Here is a 16,370-nt window from a genome sequence, read left to right on the forward strand (position 1 = left end):
GGCGACGATCGACCGCGCGTGCCGAAGTCGTCCTGAGTGTCAGACGGTGGTGATGCCAGCGCCGAGGCGCGTACGCCGGTTTACAGATCCCCCACATATATTCCTTGACAAGAATATTCGTTCCATGGAATACTTCTTGCATGGAAGATCTCCTCGCGGCGCTGGCCGACCCGGTCCGCTGGCGGCTGGTGAACCTGTTGGCCGAGCGGCCCCGCCCAGTGGGCGTCCTCGCCCAGCTCGCCGACGCACGCCAGCCGCAAACGACCAAGCACCTGCAGCACCTCGAACGCGTCGGCCTCGCCGCCTCCCAGCGCACCGGCCAGCGCCGCATCTACGCGCTCCGGCCCGCGGCCCTGCGGGATCTGGCGGCGGCGCTGAGCCGACTCGCCGACGCCGCCGACCTCGTCGGCGGCCCGCACTCGACGTTCGACCGCTACGGCCTGTCTCTTGAGGCCGAGCGGCTCGCCGCGGAGGAGCCGGGTTGGGCCGACGGCCGCTCGTTCCGATTCCTCCGGTCGCTCAAGGGCGGGCCCGAACTGGTCTGGCGCTACCTGACCGAGCCCCGGCTCCTCGCCCGATGGTGGACGCCCGACGACCTCCGCGTCTCCCAGCTCGTCTTCGAGGCGCGACCGGGCGCTCGGATCGTCCAGGAGTACCGCGATGCCGAGGACGCCGAGGAGTCCGACGTGGTCGCCGGGCGCGCCGAGGGCGTCGTCGACGAGGCGCGAGCCGGTGAGCGCCTGGCCTATCGGCTCTCACCGCTGCTCCCCGACGGCGCCGTCGCCTTCACCGCTCATGTCGGCTACGACCTCCGGTCCACCGGCAGCGGCACGGATCTCGACGTCCATTACCGCATCACCGACAGCACGGTCGACTCGGCGGACTTCATCGCGGGGATCGAGATCGGCTTCGGCCAGACGCTCGACAAGCTCGCCGCGGCCATCGCCGGGGAAGCGCACGAGCCCACTACCGACACAAGGAGCAAGAAATGAACGACTCGACCGGCCGCAGCGTGGCCGCGAACCTGAACCTCAGCCTCGACGGACGCTACAACGGTCCCGGAGGTCCCGGCGACCTCAGCGCGATCATCCCGTATGCGACCGGTGAGGTCGCACGAGACCACATGGAGCGCATGTGCGAAGGCGCGACGACGGCACTGCTCGGGCGCTTGAACGCCGAGGGCTTCATGGGCTACTGGCCGCCCGTCGCCGACGACGAGAACGCCGATCCGCGCGATCGCGGATACGCGAAATGGCTGGTAGAGACGGAGAAGGTGGTCCTTACGAGCACGCTGACCGAGGCGCCCTGGGAACGCACCCGCGTCGTGAACGCCCCCACCGCGGAGGTCGTGACCGAGCTCAAGGCCTCCGGTGAGGGCGACATCCTCGTCAACTGCAGCGCGAGCGTCATCAAGGACCTGCTCTCGGCGGACCTGCTCGACCGGCTGTATCTCATGATGGTCCCCGAGATCGCCGGAGGCGGTCGGCGACTGTTCGAGGACGGCCTGCCGGCCACGAAGTGGACGCTGGCACATCACGCGGCCGGCGACCTGGGCGAGATCGCCCTGGTCTACGACCGGGTGCGCTGAACCGGCCGAGCCGCACACGCCGCGACCGCTCACGGTTCCCCGGCGACCGGTCCGGAGCGCCGTCCGGGCCCGCCTCCGTCGCCGCGCCCGGTCTGCCGGCCGACATCGCGACCGTCCGCGTCGACGATCCAGCCTGGCTCGGCCGGACGGCGGTAGCCGCGACGAGAGAGGAACGGTCGGCAAGCCTCCAAGCCGTCATCGCCGCGCTGCGCGCGGTCGCCGGCCGACTCGGCGACGAGACGGCGGTGAGGACCTGACTGCATCGTCCGCTCGCGCGGTCGGACAGTTCCCGGCCCGGACCGGCGTAGTCGGCATCATTCGATGGCCCCCGCACACGGCGCTACTATGCGTGAGGTGGCACACGATCGCTTCGACGGCGTACCGGGGCTGGACCACCGGTCGTCGGACTCGCCCTATATCGAGCGGGTCTACCAGGTGGCGGACGACGGGTCGTCCGGCACGTCCTTCTCCCCCGAACGAATGGTGTCGGTGGCGAACTCCAACTGGGAGCTCATCGCATGGACTGTCGACGGCGTCACCAACGTGTCGGTGCGCGGTCCCGAGACCCGTCCCACGGTGATCCCCATGGGCGCCCGGATCGACGGCACGTTCGGGGTGATCTTCCGGCACGGCGCGTTCATGCGGAACCTACCGGTCCCGAGCCTCGTCGACACGAGCGTGATGAGCCCGCACACGACGGCGCGCACCTTCGTGTTGGCGGGCGACGAATGGGAGATCCCCGGCTACGAGAACGCGGAGACCTTCGTCGACCGCCTGGTCCGCGCCGGACTGCTGGTCCGGGACCCGCTGATCGCCGACGTCCTCGCCGGAGACGCGCCCATGCTGGTCACGCCCCGATCCGTGCAGCGCCGGGTCGCCGCCGCCACGGGACTCACACAGGGCACCATCCGGCAGATCGAGCGGGCGCGCCGGGCCGCGATGCTGCTGCGGCAGGGCGAGGCCGCCGCCGAGGTCGTGCACCAGGTCGGCTATCACGACCAGCCGCACCTGGCCCGGTCGCTGAAGCGGTTCGTCGGCCGCAAGGCGACCGAGCTGCAGCGGCTCGCGGGCGAGGAGATGCTGTCGCTTCTGTACAAGACCGATGCCGAGGTGCGGCCGTAAGTTCGAACCAGGCCGGAAGGACCGGCCGCTCGAAACGAGGAGCCCTCGATGGCATTCACCCAGATCTACGTCAACCTTCCCGTCGCCGACCTGGAGGCGAGCAAGGCGTTCTATCTCGCGATGGGCGGCACGCTCAATCCCCAGTTCACCGACGAGACCTCAGCGCAAGTGGTCCTCAGCGAGGCCATCGCCGTACAGCTCATGACCCACGAGCAGTTCTCCCGGTTCACCTCGCGGCAGATCGCCTCCGGCGCCATCGAGTCGATTCTGGCCTTGGCGGCCGACTCCAAGGAGGAGGTCGACCGCCTGGCCGCCGCAGCCGTGACCGCCGGCGGCACCGAGCCCCGGCCCGCGCAGGACATGGGCTGGCTTTACAACCGGGCCGTGGACGACCCGGACGGCCACAGCTGGGAACTGCTGGCCTACGACCCGTCCGCGATGCCCGCCACCCCGGAATGACGACGACCGCGGGGGCACCGCCGCATCGGACGGTGCCCTCGCGGACGGAGGTCGGCGATCCGATCGCGCCCTGCTGCGTATGGTCATACGAGACTTCGACGTAGGAAGCGCGGGTGAACACATGCAGGACAGGCCATTGCTGAACCGCGGGCTCGAAGGGTTCGGCACCACGATCTTCGCCGAGATGTCGGCGCTGGCTCAGCGCACCGGCGCCATCAACCTGGGCCAGGGCTTTCCGGACACCGACGGCCCGGCGCAGATCGCCGAGGCCGCCGTCCGCGCGATCCGGGACGGCCGCGGGAACCAGTACCCGCCGGGCCCCGGCGTCCCCGAGCTGCGGCAGGCCATCGCCGAACACCAGCGCCGGCGCTACGGCCTCTCCTTCGATCCCGACAGCGAAGTGCTGGTCACCGCCGGCGCCACCGAAGCGATCGCCGCCTCCATGCTCGCCCTCCTCGAACCCGGCGACGAGGTCATCGCCCTCGAGCCGTTCTACGACTCCTACGCCGCCTGCATCGCCATGGCCGGCGCCAGACGAGTCCCCCTCACGCTCCGCGCCCCCGACTTCCGCCCCGACATCGACGCGCTCCGCGACGCCATCACGCCGCGCACCCGCCTGCTGCTGCTCAACTCTCCGCACAACCCGACCGGCATGGTCCTCACCCGCGAGGAACTGGCCGCCATCGCCGAGCTCGCCATCGCCCGCGATCTCCTGGTCGTCACCGACGAGGTCTACGAACACCTCGTCTTCGACGGTGAGCACGTCCCGATGATCTCGCTGCCCGGCATGCGGGAGCGCACGGTCGGCATCTCCTCGGGGGGCAAGACCTTCTCCTTCACCGGCTGGAAGGTCGGCTGGATGACCGCCTCCGCGGACCTCGTCGCCGCCGTGCGCACGGCCAAGCAGTTCCTGACCTACGTCGGCGCCGGCCCCTTCCAGTACGCCATCGCCGAGGCCCTGCACCTGCCCGACGCCTACTTCGACGACTTCCGCAGGGACCTGCACACCAAGCGAGACCTCCTGTCGGCCGGGCTCGCGTCCGCCGGATTCGAGGTCTACCGGCCCCAGGGCACCTACTTCCTCACCACCGACATCACACCGCTGGGTGAGACCGACGGCTTCGCCTTCTGCCGCGCCCTCCCCGAGCGCTGCGGTGTCGTCGCCGTGCCCAACGCCGTGTTCTACGACTCCCCCGGCGAAGGCCGCACGCAGGTCCGCTTCGCTTTCTGCAAGCGAGCGGAGGTCCTTCGGGAGGCCGTCGACCGCCTCGGCGGGAGCTGCGGCCGGCACTGAGACGGCCGGCACCGACGCGCACTCGGCCGACGCGTCATCTCCACATGTGACAAATGCATGCCGTTCACGTGCGGATTCACGAATAGAGTGGTGCTTTCGGCACTGGTGAGACCGCCGCGGCTCGGATGAGATTGACGGCATGAGCATCAACGAATGCACCACCGAACCGCGGCCGGTCGACGAGGCCCCGAGCCGCGAGCGCGGGCGCTGGTGGGCCGCCGGGCGCATCGCGCTGAAGACCCTAGCGGTGTCCGCCGCCGTCGCCGCGGTCGCGGCGGCGGGGATCACGGGGGCCGTGGACTCGGTCTATCCGGAGCGCGAAGGCGAAGCGTCCGCCGCTGCGGCGGTCGCGGCGCAGGAGCACGATCCGGCCAAGCCGACCGCGGTGATCGTGTTGAGCCCGGAGGGCACGAACATCGCGGACAGCTTGGTGCCGTATGAGGTGCTGGCCGCTACCGGGGCCTTCAACGTCTACACCGTCGCCGAGGAGCCCGATCCGGTGCCACTGACCGGAGGCCTGGACCTCGTGCCCGACTTGACGTTCGACCAGTTCGACGAGCGCTCCGACTCCACCGCGGACGTCATCGTGGTACCGCAGCTGAGGGACTCGGCCGAGCCGAGCTCCGAGCCGATCGTCGAATGGCTGCGGCGCCAGCGGGCCGACGGCGACCCGCTGCTGGTGGCCGTGTGCGTCGGCGCAGCGGTGCTGGCGGCGGGCGGCATGCTGGACGACCGGCCCGCGACGTCGCACTGGCTGGGACTGATCGGCCTGCGTCGCGACTATCCCTCGGTCGACTGGCAGGAAGGGACTCGCTACGTCGACGACGGCGACATCGTCACCACCGCCGGCGTCCTGTCCGGCGTGGACGGCACGCTGCGGGCCGTGGAGCGGCTCGTCGGAGCGGAGGCCGCCGAGCGCGCGGCGAGGGCGGTGCATTGGCCGGACTACGTGCCCGGCGTGGCGTCCGAGACCGAGCGCTCCCGGCCGGCGCCCGCCGACCTGGTCGGGCTGCTCAGCGCCGGCTACCGATTCGACCGGCCCACCATGGGCGTCCTGCTCACCGAGGGGGTCGGCGAGATCGCGCTGGCGTCGGCGTTCCGGCCCTATACGGAGCTCTCGTATCTGGCCCGCCCGCTCGCGGTGACCGCCGACGGCGGGCCGATCGAGTCGCGGCACGGTCTGGTCTTCGTGCCACGGGGAGACCTGGATTCGGCCGCGCCCAAACTGGACCGCTTGGTGGTTCCCGGAGCCGACGCGGCTCGCGCGGCCGAGGATCTCGATCTGCCGGAAGGACTGGCCCCCGACTTTCTGCACCAGGAGCCGGGCTTCGCGTTCGACGGGGCGCTGCGCGACATCGCCGACTTCTACGACGTCGCCACCGCCCGATGGGTCGCCAAGTCGCTCGAGTACCGCACCCCGGAGGACTTGGCCGGCCCCGCCTGGCCGTGGGGTCTGATCCTGCGGCCGGTCTCGATCGCCCTGACGGCCGCGGCCCTCATCGCCCTCGCCTCGCGGCTCACGCGCCGCCGCTCGACCGCAGGGACGCCGTGAGCGTCACCGGCCGAGCAGGACGGCGAAGCATTCGCGTCGGAGACCGGCGTCGGCCCGCATGGCATGCTGTGGGGCGGCACGGGAGCGGCGGACCGAGCCGCGGGCGCTGAGCATAGAGGTCAGAGGTGAGACAACATGAGCCCGAAATCGAGCAACGTCTACCCGCTCGCCGTCCATGTACTCCTCTTCGACGGACATGACGTCCTGTTCGCCCAGCGCGCGGGCACCGGCTACGCCGACGGACAGTGGAGTGTGCCGGCCGGACACGTGGAACGGGGCGAGAGTGCTTCCGCGGCGGCCGTGCGCGAATGCTCCGAAGAGCTCGGGGTCGAGGTCGATCCCGCGGACCTGGCGCTGGTGCTGACACAGCACAAGATGGACCCGATCGACGGCGAGGAACGGGTCGACCTGTTCTTCCGCGCGTCCCGGTTCGTCGGCCGGCCGCGAAACCGCGAGCCGCACAAGTGCGCCCGGCTCACGTGGGCGGAGCCGGGCGACATGACGGCGCTCGTCGGCTACGTCGAGCACGCGCTCGACCGCATCGCGGACGGTGCGGCGTACGCCGAGTTCGGTTGGCAACGCGAGTGAGCGGGGCTCAGCCGCGCCGGCGGACGGCCTCGCTGAGGGCGGTCAGTCCGCGGGCGATGGCCGGTTGCGCCCTGCTGCCGCGACGCACCGCGGTGAACATCCGGCGGATGGGGCGCGAATGCCCACGCAGCGGCACTCGCACCACTTCGTGCTCTGCCGGGATCGACGCCAGCCGCGAGAACAGGGTCACCCCGAAGCCGGTGCAGACCAGACCGGAGGCGCTGTCCCAGGTGTCGGCCTGATGCGCGATATCGGGTGTGAATCCCGCCGCCGCCGCGGCGCTCAACAGCAGTTGGTGCTGGTCGACGCAGCTCCCCATGTCAATCCACTCCTCGTCCGCGGCCTCGGCGAGTTCGATGCTCTCGCGGGCCGCGAAGGGATGGCCGGCCGGTACCAGCAGGTCCTCGATGTCGTCGAACAGGAACTCCTGTTCGAAGCGCCTGTCGGAGGGCGGCGGCGTGGATTCGGTCGGGTGGAAGATCGCGATGTCGGTCTCGCCGGCCTCCAGCAGACGGAACGCCGCCTCGGACTCGACGGCGGCCAGATGGAGCCGCACGCCCGGATACTCGGCGCGCAGGCGGGCCGCGGTGGGCGCGATGAAAGCGGACACGGTGCTGGAGAGGCCGCAGATGCGCAGCGTGCCGATCTCGCCGTCCGCATATGCCGCCAGGTCCACTTTGGCGCGTTCCCATTGCGCGAACAGGCCGTCCGCGTGTTCCAGCAGCAGTTCGGCGGCCGGCGTCAGGCGGACGCGGCGGCCGATCGGCTCGAGCAGTTTGATACCGGTCTCGTGCGAGAGCTGTTTGAGCTGCTGGGAGACCGTCGACGGCGTGAGGTGCAGCGCGTAGGCGGTGGCGGTGACCGTGCCGTGCGCCCGCAGCGCGCGCAAGGTCCGAAGGCGCGGATCGATCATTCGACAATCCCAAATGGTCCGGTGAAGAAACTTTCGTTGTTACCGGACGATTCTAGGCCGAGACTTGAGTCATGACCAACACCGAAGACCGTTGCCCGATCTGCGAACTGGCGATGAGCGAGGCTTTGACCGTGGTGTCCCGCCATCGGACCTCCACCGGCACCGTGGTGTACGCGCGCTGCGCATGTGGGCGGCTCTCGATGTGGCGCGAGCCGGCCGTGCACGGCCCGCCGGTGCTGACGATCGGCCCCGGCGCGACCGCCCTCGGCGGGTGAACCGCTCGCGGGTGCTGATGCGTCAGCGTTTCATGGCGAGCCACCCACCGTCCACGGGCAGTTCGGCACCTGTCACGTAACTCGCCTCCTCGGAGGCGAGGAAGGCGACGGCGGCGGCGACCTCCTCGGGTCGGCCGATGCGGCCGATGAGGGTGCCGTCGCCCGCGCGGGCGATCTCCTCCTCGGAGGTGTCCGCCCAATGGGTGGTGCGGATAGGGCCGGGTGCGACCGAGTTGAACCGGACCTCAGGGGCGTACTCGACGGCGAGCTGCCGAATGAGCGCACTGAGCCCGCCCTTGGCGGCGGCGTAGGCGGTGTAGCCCGGTTGCGAGCGGCGGGCGTGGACCGAGGAGACGGCCACCACCGCGCCGCGCACGGCCCGCAGCGGCTCGATGAACGCCTTGACACCCAGGTAGGTGGCCTTCAGCGTGACGTCGACCGTCAGACCCCAGTCCGCTTCGGACAGTGCATGGGGCGCGCCGCGGACGTTGGCGAACGCATTGGAGACCACCGCGTCGATGCGCCCGTGAACGTCGAGCACGGCCGCGGACAGCGCCGCCCAGTCAGCGGCGCTGGAGGCGTCGCACCGGTGGAAGTAGACGTCGCCTTCGGTCTCCTCGGCGATGCGCCGCCCCGCTTCCTCGTCGATGTCGGCGACGTACACGGCCGCGCCCTCGCTCGCGAGGCGAGCCGTGCAGGCCTCGCCGATGCCCTTGGCACCGCCCGTGACGACGGCGACCTTGCCTTCGAATCGGTTCATCGGCCTACCGTATCGCCGGACCGGCCGGTCCACACCCGGTCGAGACGCCGACGCGAATCTGTCGGGTAGCCGACACTATCTGCCCCATCTGCCCTGAAGCGCTTCTCGTTCACCGCGACGTTGCCGTGGAACCGACCCCCGAGATGATCACACTACGTATCTTATTCATGACCGCATGTAGCGGTTCAATGCAAGTGCCCCACCGGGTCACCGATCCGGTGGAAGAGAAGGGGGAATCACATCATGCGCAAACGCATCCTGGCGGGCGTCGCCACAGCATGCTTCACCATCGCCGCATTCGCGACACCGGCGGCGGCCGGATCGGACCATGACGACTGGCCCGAGGATTGCCCGCACAACGCGGTCTGCTTCTGGAAGGGCAAGTCCTTCGAAGGACCTATGTCGGTCCGTTACAACCCCGGCCCCAACTGCGACGTCGCACCCGACTGGAAGATCGGGTCGGCCATCAACAACCTCGACCACGAGGTGCGTCTCTACTGGGACGATGACTGCGACGACCTCGTAGAGGTCCTCCATCCCGGCGAGTGGGACAAGCGAGTGCACGCGCACAGCTGGATCTGACGCGTACCGCACCGTTGCAGCCGAGAGGCCCCGCTTCACGCGAGTGAGGCGGGGCCTCCGCGCGGTCACTCCATGGTCCAGAGGCCGGGATAGTCGGTGACGAGGCCGTCCTCGTCTACCGGCAGGTCGGCGCGGAAGCCCTCCGACTCGAAGCGGTAGCCGCTCTCGAGGCGGGTGTAGCGCTGCTCGGTCGGAGCGATGTTCGGCTCGGGCACGGGCTCGATATAGACCATCCGCAGATCCGCGGCATCCCCCGGCGCAAGGCCCAGGCGCCGGATCGGAAGCGTATTGCTGAACGGCGTCAAGGCGATGTCGACGTCGACGCATCCGTCCAGGTCGGCCCGTTCACCGCCGTTCTCGAACCAACGGCCGCGTTCGTCGCGGGTGAGGATGCGGCGAGCATGGCCGTGGAGATCGATCACCACCGAGCGTGTGGCCCAGGCACGGTCGCATTCGATCCGGTAGGCCAGCCGAGTCAGCCCCTCGTCGAGGGCGGCGAGGACGATCCCGTCCGCGGTGATCCCGTCGCCGCTCATGCGCAGCGCCAGGTGCTCGGATCCGGGCCATTGCCTCGGAGTCCACATGACGCTCCGGTCGCCATCGGCTTCGTGATAACCATCTATCATTTTCACAAGTTAACATACCGATGCGGCCGTGTATACCGGTATGATGATTCGGTGGTTAGCACTGGGAGCGGTCAGGAAGCGCCGGGCGCGCTGGAGGCGGTGCGCGCCCTGCTCAACACCTGGCGCATCCCCAACGACACGCGGCGAGCCGAAGACCACTTCGACGAGTACGCCGAACAGGCGGGACTGCCGCAGGCGCGCCGGCACGAGCTCCTGGCGCTGCGCGCGGACCTCCGCAGGACGGTCGAACGCTCCGCCGACACCGCAGACGTCGTCAACGAGTGGATCGGCCGCCTGGAGCTGCGCCCCCGGGTGGCCGATGGCGCGGTCGGCTTCAGCCACCGAGGCGATCGCGCCGGCGACCTGGTCGCGGCCGTGCTCGAGGCGATCGCGGCAGGCCACTGGCGGAGGCTGAAAGCCTGCCCCGACTGCCGCTGGGTCTTCTACGACCACAGCCGCAACGGCAGCAAGCGCTGGTGCCTGATGACCGCCGGCGGCCCCGAGGGGCGCTCCTGCGGCAGCATCGCCAAGGTCCGCGCCCACCGCCGGCGCGCCCGCGCCGGCGAATAGCGGCCGCGTCACGGGGCTGCGCCGGCGTCGGGCGAGCACTCGCCCGACGCCCGCTCGCGGTTCAGCGGACGACCTCGAAGACCTGCTTCTGGATGCCGTTGGCGTAGGCCTCGTGGTCGACCAGGTTCAGCTTGGTCCAGTCCTTGTCGGCCTCGCTCCACAGCCGCTTGCCGGCGCCGAGCAGCACCGGGAAGACCAGCAGGTGATAGCGGTCGACCAGGCCCGCGTCGGCCAGACTCTTGCCGAGCGTGGCGCTGCCGTGCACGGCGATCGGTCCGCCCTCGGTCTCCTTGAGCGCCGCGACGTCGTCGACCGATCGCAGCACCGTGGCCGGCCAGCGCGGGTCGTCCTGCTCAAGCGTGCTCGAGACGACGTAGCGCGGCATGGCGTTGTACCCGGCGAACTCCTCCATCTGCGGCCAGACCGGCGCGAACGCCTCGTAGGAGTGCCGCCCTACCAGCAGGGCGGTGGTCTCCTCCTGCTCGCGGCCCTTGAGCTCGTAGGCGGCCTCGTCGAACTCCACGGTCTTGATGGTCCAGCCGGTGTTGCGGTATCCGGGTTCGCCGCCGGGGGCCTCCATGACCCCGTCGACGGAGACGAACGCGGTGACGATCAATGTGCGCATGGTCTTCTTCCTTCGGCTCTATGCGGTGCGAGGATGGTCCCTCACCCCCATGTCGAACGGGCCCGGCTCGAATCGACACCCGCCGCCGGGTTTCTTCGGGCGGCGTGATCGGCTCTGATCGACGAGGAGGACGAGGATGGAAGAAACGGTCGTGTTCGAGCGCGCTTGGCTGCTCGATCCGGTGGCCGGGGCGCTGATCGAGGACCGCCGGGTGCTGGTGCGCGACGGGCAGATCGTCGAGGTCGGCGGCGCGGAGGTCGCGGCGCCGGAAGGCGCGCGCGTGATCGACCTGGGCGGGCGGACGCTCATGCCGGGCCTGATCGACGCCCACGTCCACGTCAAGGCCTTCACCGCCGACCTGGCCTCGCTGGCCGACCAGTCGCCGAGTTACGTGGCGCTCAAGGCGGCCGTGGAGCTGCGCGAGATGCTGCAGCGGGGGTTCACGACGGTGCGCGACCCGGGCGGGGCCGATTTCGGGATCGCCGACGCGGTCGAGGAGGGCATCGCGCCGGGCCCGCGCGTCTATTTCGGCGGTCAGGCGCTCTCGCAGACCGGCGGGCATGCGGACCTGCGTCCGCGCGGCCGCGCCGTCCGCGACGACCACCACTGCTGCCCCGACATCGGGCGCGTCTGCGACGGCGTCGACGAGGTCCGCCGGGCCGCCCGCGAGCAGCTGCGCACCGGCGCCCACCACGTCAAGATCATGCTCTCGGGCGGCGTCGCCTCCCCCACCGACCGGATCGACTCGACGCAGTTCTCCCTCGATGAGATCCGCGCGGCCGTCGAGGAGGCCGAGGCCGCGGGCCGGTACGTCGCCGGGCACGCCTACACCGCGAAGGCCGTCAATCGCGGTCTGGAGGCCGGGGTCCGGTCCATCGAGCACGGGAACCTGATCGACGATTCGAGCGTCGAGCTGTTCCGCGAACGCGGGGCGTTCCTGGTCCCGACGCTGGTGACCTACCAGCGGATGGCGGCCGAGGGCGCGCGGTACGGACTCCCCGCCGCGAGCCTCGAGAAGAACCAGCTCGTCCTGGAGGCCGGTCTCGCGGCACTCGAGCGCGCCCACCGCGGCGGGGTCGACATCGTCTTCGGCACCGACCTGCTCGGCGGGATGCGCCGCCATCAGCTCGACGAGTTCCGCATCCGCTCCGAGGTCGTTCCCGCTGCCGACGTCATTCGCTCCGCGACGGTGACCGCCGCGCGCCTGCTCGGCGCCGAAGGCCGTATCGGGCGCATCGTTCCGGGCGCGCTCGCCGACCTCCTCGTCCTCGACGGCGACCCGCTCGCCGACATCCGGGTCCTGACCACTCCGGCCGAGCACCTGAAGCTCGTCATGAAGGCCGGCCGGATCGTCCGCGACGAGCGCTAAGCGTTCGCCCTTGGCGACCTGCGTGTTTTGTCGTCTCCGCGCCGGGTATCCACTCGGCGTCAAACAGGATGGAGGGCACATCATGGCTGGTGACACATCGACGCTCGTACGGCTCGGCGACACCGATCTGACGGTCGCCAACGAGGTCGACGACGTCCGCGGCCAGACGGTGATCGATCGGAACGGCGACGAGACCGGGAAGGTCGACGGCCTGCTCATCGACCAGCCGGAGCGCAAGGTCCGGTTCCTGGAGGTGAGCTCCGGCGGTTTCCTCGGCCTGGGGAAGAAGCAGGTCCTCATTCCGGTCGACGCCATCACGCGCGTCGACGACACGAACGTGTACATCGACAAGGACCGCGAGCACGTCGCGTCGGGCCCGGTCTACGACCCGGAGCTGACGCCCGAGCCCGAGCGTCCGTACTACGAGGACGTCTACGGACACTACGGGTACATGCCCCACTGGGGCACGGGCTACGTCTACCCGGGTTTCCCGTTCCGGTATTAGCGGATCGACCAGCGAGTCCCCGGTGCGCCTTCGGGCGCGCCGGGGACTCGCTTCGTGTGGCCCCGCCCGGCCCACGGCGGACCCCCGCCGGTGGGGCGAGGCCATATACTGGTCGCCGTGACATCTGACGGGACGAACCCCGCTCGCCGATGCATCCGGCCGCCGCGCACCGGCGGCGGAGACGCCCCATCACTTCGCTAGAACCGGGAATGCCGTTGACCCCTCAACCGCTCTCCGCCGTGGCACTGCTGGCGTGCGTCGAGACCATGCCGATCGGTCGGCGCACCCGCTTCCTCAGCGCCTACGCCCGCGAGCACGGCGGCGGCGACGCGTTCGCCGACCTGCTCGCCGAACTGGCCGGCCGCGATCACTTCGCCGCGGACCTGTCCCTGTTCCTCGCGAGCGTCGCCGGCGATCGCGAGCACGTCGGCGCGCTGGCCGGGCGCGACGACTGCGAGATCGCGGCCGCGGCGGTCGCCGTCGCGGCCCGCCTCGGCGGATTCGACGACGCCATCGTCTCGACCGTCCTCGACGGCGCCCTCCAGGTCCGGCGGTCCGCTTACCGGGCGCTGCGTCGCAACCGCCGCGAAGCGGTGGCCGACCGGCTCCTCGGCGCGGTGCGCGAGCGGTTCGGCGACCGAGAGGCCGCCCGGCTGCTGAGCGCGTGCTCCGGCCCGGTGGTGGCCGAGGCGCTTCCGTCCCTCGCCCACGCTGTGGCCTCCTGGGCGACGCTCGCGCGCCGCCACCCAGACGTCTTCGCCGACTACGCCTCGCAGAGCCTCGCCGAACTGCCGCGAGCACAGTGGACGCAATGGTGGGCGCATCACCGGCGGGGCCTGCGCGCCGCGGCCTCGGCCAGGCCCGAGGTCTGGCTCGCGCTGTTCGACCGATGCTGGGAGGACCAGACCCTGCCGGAGGTCCTCGGCCCCGTCCTGCCGCGCCTGATCACCGCGAACCCGGACGAGGCGTGGCGGTTCGTCCTCTCGCCCGAGCGGGAGACGCTGGTCAAGCGGGTCTGCTTCCAGCAAGGCGTCCTCCGGCGCCTGACGAAGCGCGACACCGCCGCCATCGCCGCGTTCGCGCGCCGCAGCCGGAGCCTGCGGCAGATCCAGGCGATGCTGCTGCCGCTGTTGCCGCACCCGCGCCGACGGGAGGTCCTCCTCGCATGCCAGGGCGACTACGACGGCGACCGCTGGCACGGCTTCTCCAGGGACCTGCCGCGGTCGCTGCGGCACGAGGTGGTCCGGGAACGCCTGGCACACCGGAAGGTCGCCGACTCGCGCGCCCAGCGCGAGGCCCTGCGCGGCCAACTGCCTTACGGCGAGGTCCGCGACGAGCTCGTCGCGGCCACCGAACGCACCTCGGCGGCGGAGCGGGCGACCGCCTATGAGCGGCTGGTGCAAAGCGCCGGCCTCGACGGATCCGAAGCGGTGGCCGACATGCTCGCCGCGCTCGACCGGCTCGGCCGCGACCAGGACCAGGTCCATGCCGCCGCGCTGGAGGCGCTGACCGCAGTGCCCGCGACCGCGTGGCGCCGAGAACACCGAGCGCCGCTGAGCGCGTTGATCGGCGCCGTCCTCGGTTCGCCGTGGCGCTCCAGGGAGACCAACCAGGCGCTGCTGCGGCTGGCCTCGCGGTTCATCCGAATAGGGCTCGACCACCGGGCTCGGGCTTCGGTGGAGTTCGGCCTCGAACACCTCGCGCGCGTCGCCGTCGAATGCGGCAGCCGCGACCTCGCCGGGGCGCTCCGGAAACTGCCGCGACCGGTCGTGGCCGAGCTGTGCCGCCGCTTGATCCCCGTCATGTCCGGCCAGTGCGAGGTCGGTCGGTTCAAGCTGGTGCTGGTCTTCGCGAAGGTGCTCGACCGCACCTGCCGCGACCTCCCCGAACTGGGCTCCCTGCTGCGCGCGGTCGCCCGCTCGGGCGAGACCGTCGCCGCCCGCGATGCCGCGGCGGCCTTGGCCAGGGCCGATCCGGCCGCGGCCGCGGAACTGGTGGAGGCCGACGCCGCGCTCGCGACCGTCCCCGCCGTGTTCGAGGTCCTCATCCGCGACCGCGTCGACACGCTCGCCGACTGGCTCTCCTCCCCGGGCGACGACGTCTCGGCGCTGCTGCGGCCCCGGGGCAGGCACCTCACACGGCGATGGCCCGCCGGGCTGCGCGAACGGTATCTCACGACGCTCGACTCGCTCGCGAACGACGAACGCCGCAGCACCCGTGAGCGGGCCATGATCGTCACGGCGATGTCCCGCGTCCCCGGCGCTCCGATCGGCCGCTTCGAAGCGCACTTGGAGACCGGACACCAAGCCCTGTCGGCCTCGGCCCTCGCGGCCCTGGACACGGCCGTCCCGGTCGAGCGGGCCTGGGAAGTGCTCATGGAGCACGCCAACGGGCCGAACGCCGTCGTCGCGGGCCTGGGCCTGGGCAGGCTCGCCCGCCGAGCGCGCCCCGCCTTCCTGGCCGAGCGGATCGCCCCCGTGCTCGAATCGGAGAAGCTCGCCGCACGCAAGCAGGGCGTTCGCCTCATGCTCGATCATCGCGTGCCGGGCGCCGAAGGGGCCGTCCGGTCTCTGTGGAGCGACGAGACGCTGTCCGCCGGGGTCCGAGCGGCGATCGTGTCCGGTCTCCTCCACTGGCTCGACGAGCCGTGGGCCAGGCGGATCGTGCGGGAGTCGGTCGGGTTCGGGGCCGACGTCGCCGCCGCGGCGCTCACGGTGGCGCCGTTCGCGATCGCCCCCGAGCACCGCTCCGAGTACGGGAACCTGCTCGCCGACGCCGCCGTGTCCGGCGATGAGCGGTTGATCGAGGCCGCGCTGCCCGCTGCCGCGCAATGGTCGCGGTACTCGACGTACCTGAACGACGCCCTGGTGGACTTGTTCTCGGATCTCGACGCCACCGCCCACTGGACGGCGGCCGCCGCGGCGCTGCGGGCGATCGCGGTCGAGGCCGGCGACTGGGAGCCGCTGCTGACGGCGGTGCGCCGGCTCCGTTCGGACGACCGCGTCGAGCCCAACGCGACGGCCGAGCGCGACTCACCGGTGCGTCAGCGTCTGGGGCGGGTCGTCGACTCGTTGAAGATGCCCTGGTCGCGTCACAGCATTGTGGATCGTCTTCCGGACGGCCTGATCGAGCTGCTGCCGGTCGACCTCGGTACGCAGCTGCTCTTGGCGGCGCTGCCGTGGGACGCCCCCGCGTGGCGGATACGTGCGCTGACCGCGAGGATCGGCGATGCGGTGGAGGCCTACCAGCTCGGGCTGGAGCTGGCGCGCCGCTTGCAGCAGGGGCAACGGGCGGACTTCCTGCCGTTCTACGAGCGTCTGGCCTCCACCGGCGACATCGCCGCGTGCGTGATCGCGGCGTCGACGATCCAGATACCGGGCGCCGGAGCCGGGTGGACGCCCGAGTGGCGGGAGCTGCTGCGCCGTCTGCGCGCCTTCCCCGCCCCGGAGGTCGCGCGGCTGGCCCGCGGCGTCTACACCTCCGGCGAATAGGAGTGGCGGCGGGCGACCGGCAGCGCCGTGTCGGTCGCCCGCCGCGTGGAG

General features: G+C 71.0%; 17 protein-coding genes. 13 read left to right on the plus strand and 4 right to left on the minus strand.

What is annotated here, in order from left to right:
* The first annotated feature begins 140 nt into the window (after positions 1-140).
* The 7 genes from ACYVK3_RS00125 (at position 141) to ACYVK3_RS00155 (ending at position 6,603) form a co-directional block, all read left to right on the plus strand.
* Positions 141-992 carry a metalloregulator ArsR/SmtB family transcription factor gene (locus tag ACYVK3_RS00125; RefSeq protein ID WP_460495207.1) on the plus strand — a complete coding sequence of 284 codons (852 nt, stop codon included), beginning with the start codon at positions 141-143 and terminating at the stop codon, positions 990-992.
* Positions 989-1,588: a dihydrofolate reductase family protein gene (locus tag ACYVK3_RS00130; protein ID WP_460495208.1), complete on the plus strand. Its 600-nt coding sequence runs from the start codon at positions 989-991 to the stop codon at positions 1,586-1,588. The genes ACYVK3_RS00125 and ACYVK3_RS00130 overlap by 4 nt, the downstream gene beginning before the upstream one ends.
* A 354-nt stretch (positions 1,589-1,942) precedes the next feature.
* Entirely contained in the window at positions 1,943-2,710 is a 768-nt protein-coding gene (locus ACYVK3_RS00135; protein ID WP_460495209.1) for a helix-turn-helix transcriptional regulator, read from the plus strand.
* A gap of 48 nt (positions 2,711-2,758) precedes the next feature.
* Positions 2,759-3,169 carry a VOC family protein gene (locus tag ACYVK3_RS00140; RefSeq protein ID WP_460495210.1) on the plus strand — a complete coding sequence of 137 codons (411 nt, stop codon included), beginning with the start codon at positions 2,759-2,761 and terminating at the stop codon, positions 3,167-3,169.
* A gap of 121 nt (positions 3,170-3,290) precedes the next feature.
* A complete protein-coding gene (locus ACYVK3_RS00145) occupies positions 3,291-4,463 on the plus strand; it encodes a pyridoxal phosphate-dependent aminotransferase (protein ID WP_460495211.1) in 1,173 nt (390 codons plus the stop codon).
* Positions 4,464-4,602: 139 nt separating this feature from the next.
* On the plus strand, positions 4,603-6,015 hold the full coding sequence (locus ACYVK3_RS00150) for a helix-turn-helix domain-containing protein (RefSeq protein WP_460495212.1): 1,413 nt from the start codon (positions 4,603-4,605) through the stop codon (positions 6,013-6,015).
* Positions 6,016-6,150: 135 nt separating this feature from the next.
* Complete coding sequence (locus ACYVK3_RS00155; protein WP_460495213.1) at positions 6,151-6,603, plus strand: NUDIX hydrolase; 453 nt, start codon at positions 6,151-6,153, stop codon at positions 6,601-6,603.
* Positions 6,604-6,610: 7 nt separating this feature from the next.
* On the opposite strand, the gene ACYVK3_RS00160 is transcribed toward ACYVK3_RS00155, so the two are convergent.
* Positions 6,611-7,516, minus strand: a complete 906-nt coding sequence (locus ACYVK3_RS00160) for a LysR family transcriptional regulator (protein ID WP_460495214.1) — start codon at positions 7,514-7,516, stop codon at positions 6,611-6,613.
* A 71-nt stretch (positions 7,517-7,587) separates the two neighbouring features.
* On the opposite strand from ACYVK3_RS00160, the gene ACYVK3_RS00165 reads away from it, so the two are divergent.
* Entirely contained in the window at positions 7,588-7,791 is a 204-nt protein-coding gene (locus ACYVK3_RS00165; RefSeq protein ID WP_460495215.1) for a hypothetical protein, read from the plus strand.
* A gap of 22 nt (positions 7,792-7,813) precedes the next feature.
* Here the strand turns inward: ACYVK3_RS00165 and ACYVK3_RS00170 are convergent, their stop codons facing one another.
* On the minus strand, positions 7,814-8,551 hold the full coding sequence (locus ACYVK3_RS00170) for an SDR family NAD(P)-dependent oxidoreductase (RefSeq protein WP_460495216.1): 738 nt from the start codon (positions 8,549-8,551) through the stop codon (positions 7,814-7,816).
* Positions 8,552-8,794: 243 nt separating this feature from the next.
* On the opposite strand from ACYVK3_RS00170, the gene ACYVK3_RS00175 reads away from it, so the two are divergent.
* Entirely contained in the window at positions 8,795-9,133 is a 339-nt protein-coding gene (locus tag ACYVK3_RS00175) for a peptidase inhibitor family I36 protein (protein ID WP_460495217.1), read from the plus strand.
* 65 nt (positions 9,134-9,198) lie between these two features.
* Here the strand turns inward: ACYVK3_RS00175 and ACYVK3_RS00180 are convergent, their stop codons facing one another.
* Entirely contained in the window at positions 9,199-9,759 is a 561-nt protein-coding gene (locus ACYVK3_RS00180) for a putative glycolipid-binding domain-containing protein (protein ID WP_460495218.1), read from the minus strand.
* A gap of 51 nt (positions 9,760-9,810) precedes the next feature.
* On the opposite strand from ACYVK3_RS00180, the gene ACYVK3_RS00185 reads away from it, so the two are divergent.
* Entirely contained in the window at positions 9,811-10,329 is a 519-nt protein-coding gene (locus tag ACYVK3_RS00185; protein WP_460495219.1) for a CGNR zinc finger domain-containing protein, read from the plus strand.
* A gap of 61 nt (positions 10,330-10,390) precedes the next feature.
* Here the strand turns inward: ACYVK3_RS00185 and ACYVK3_RS00190 are convergent, their stop codons facing one another.
* Positions 10,391-10,954: a dihydrofolate reductase family protein gene (locus ACYVK3_RS00190; protein WP_460495220.1), complete on the minus strand. Its 564-nt coding sequence runs from the start codon at positions 10,952-10,954 to the stop codon at positions 10,391-10,393.
* 136 nt (positions 10,955-11,090) lie between these two features.
* Between ACYVK3_RS00190 and ACYVK3_RS00195 the strand changes: the two genes are divergently transcribed.
* The 3 genes from ACYVK3_RS00195 to ACYVK3_RS00205 all read left to right on the plus strand — a co-directional run bounded on the left by ACYVK3_RS00195 (position 11,091) and on the right by ACYVK3_RS00205 (position 16,319).
* A complete protein-coding gene (locus tag ACYVK3_RS00195) occupies positions 11,091-12,323 on the plus strand; it encodes a metal-dependent hydrolase family protein (RefSeq protein ID WP_460495221.1) in 1,233 nt (410 codons plus the stop codon).
* Between the two features lie 82 nt (positions 12,324-12,405).
* Positions 12,406-12,828 carry a PRC-barrel domain-containing protein gene (locus ACYVK3_RS00200; RefSeq protein WP_460495222.1) on the plus strand — a complete coding sequence of 141 codons (423 nt, stop codon included), beginning with the start codon at positions 12,406-12,408 and terminating at the stop codon, positions 12,826-12,828.
* A 215-nt stretch (positions 12,829-13,043) separates the two neighbouring features.
* Positions 13,044-16,319, plus strand: coding sequence for a hypothetical protein (locus ACYVK3_RS00205; protein ID WP_460495223.1), 3,276 nt, complete (start codon positions 13,044-13,046; stop codon positions 16,317-16,319).
* Positions 16,320-16,370: the final 51 nt, after the last annotated feature.

The sequence above is a fragment of the Glycomyces tarimensis genome, from assembly GCF_054776215.1.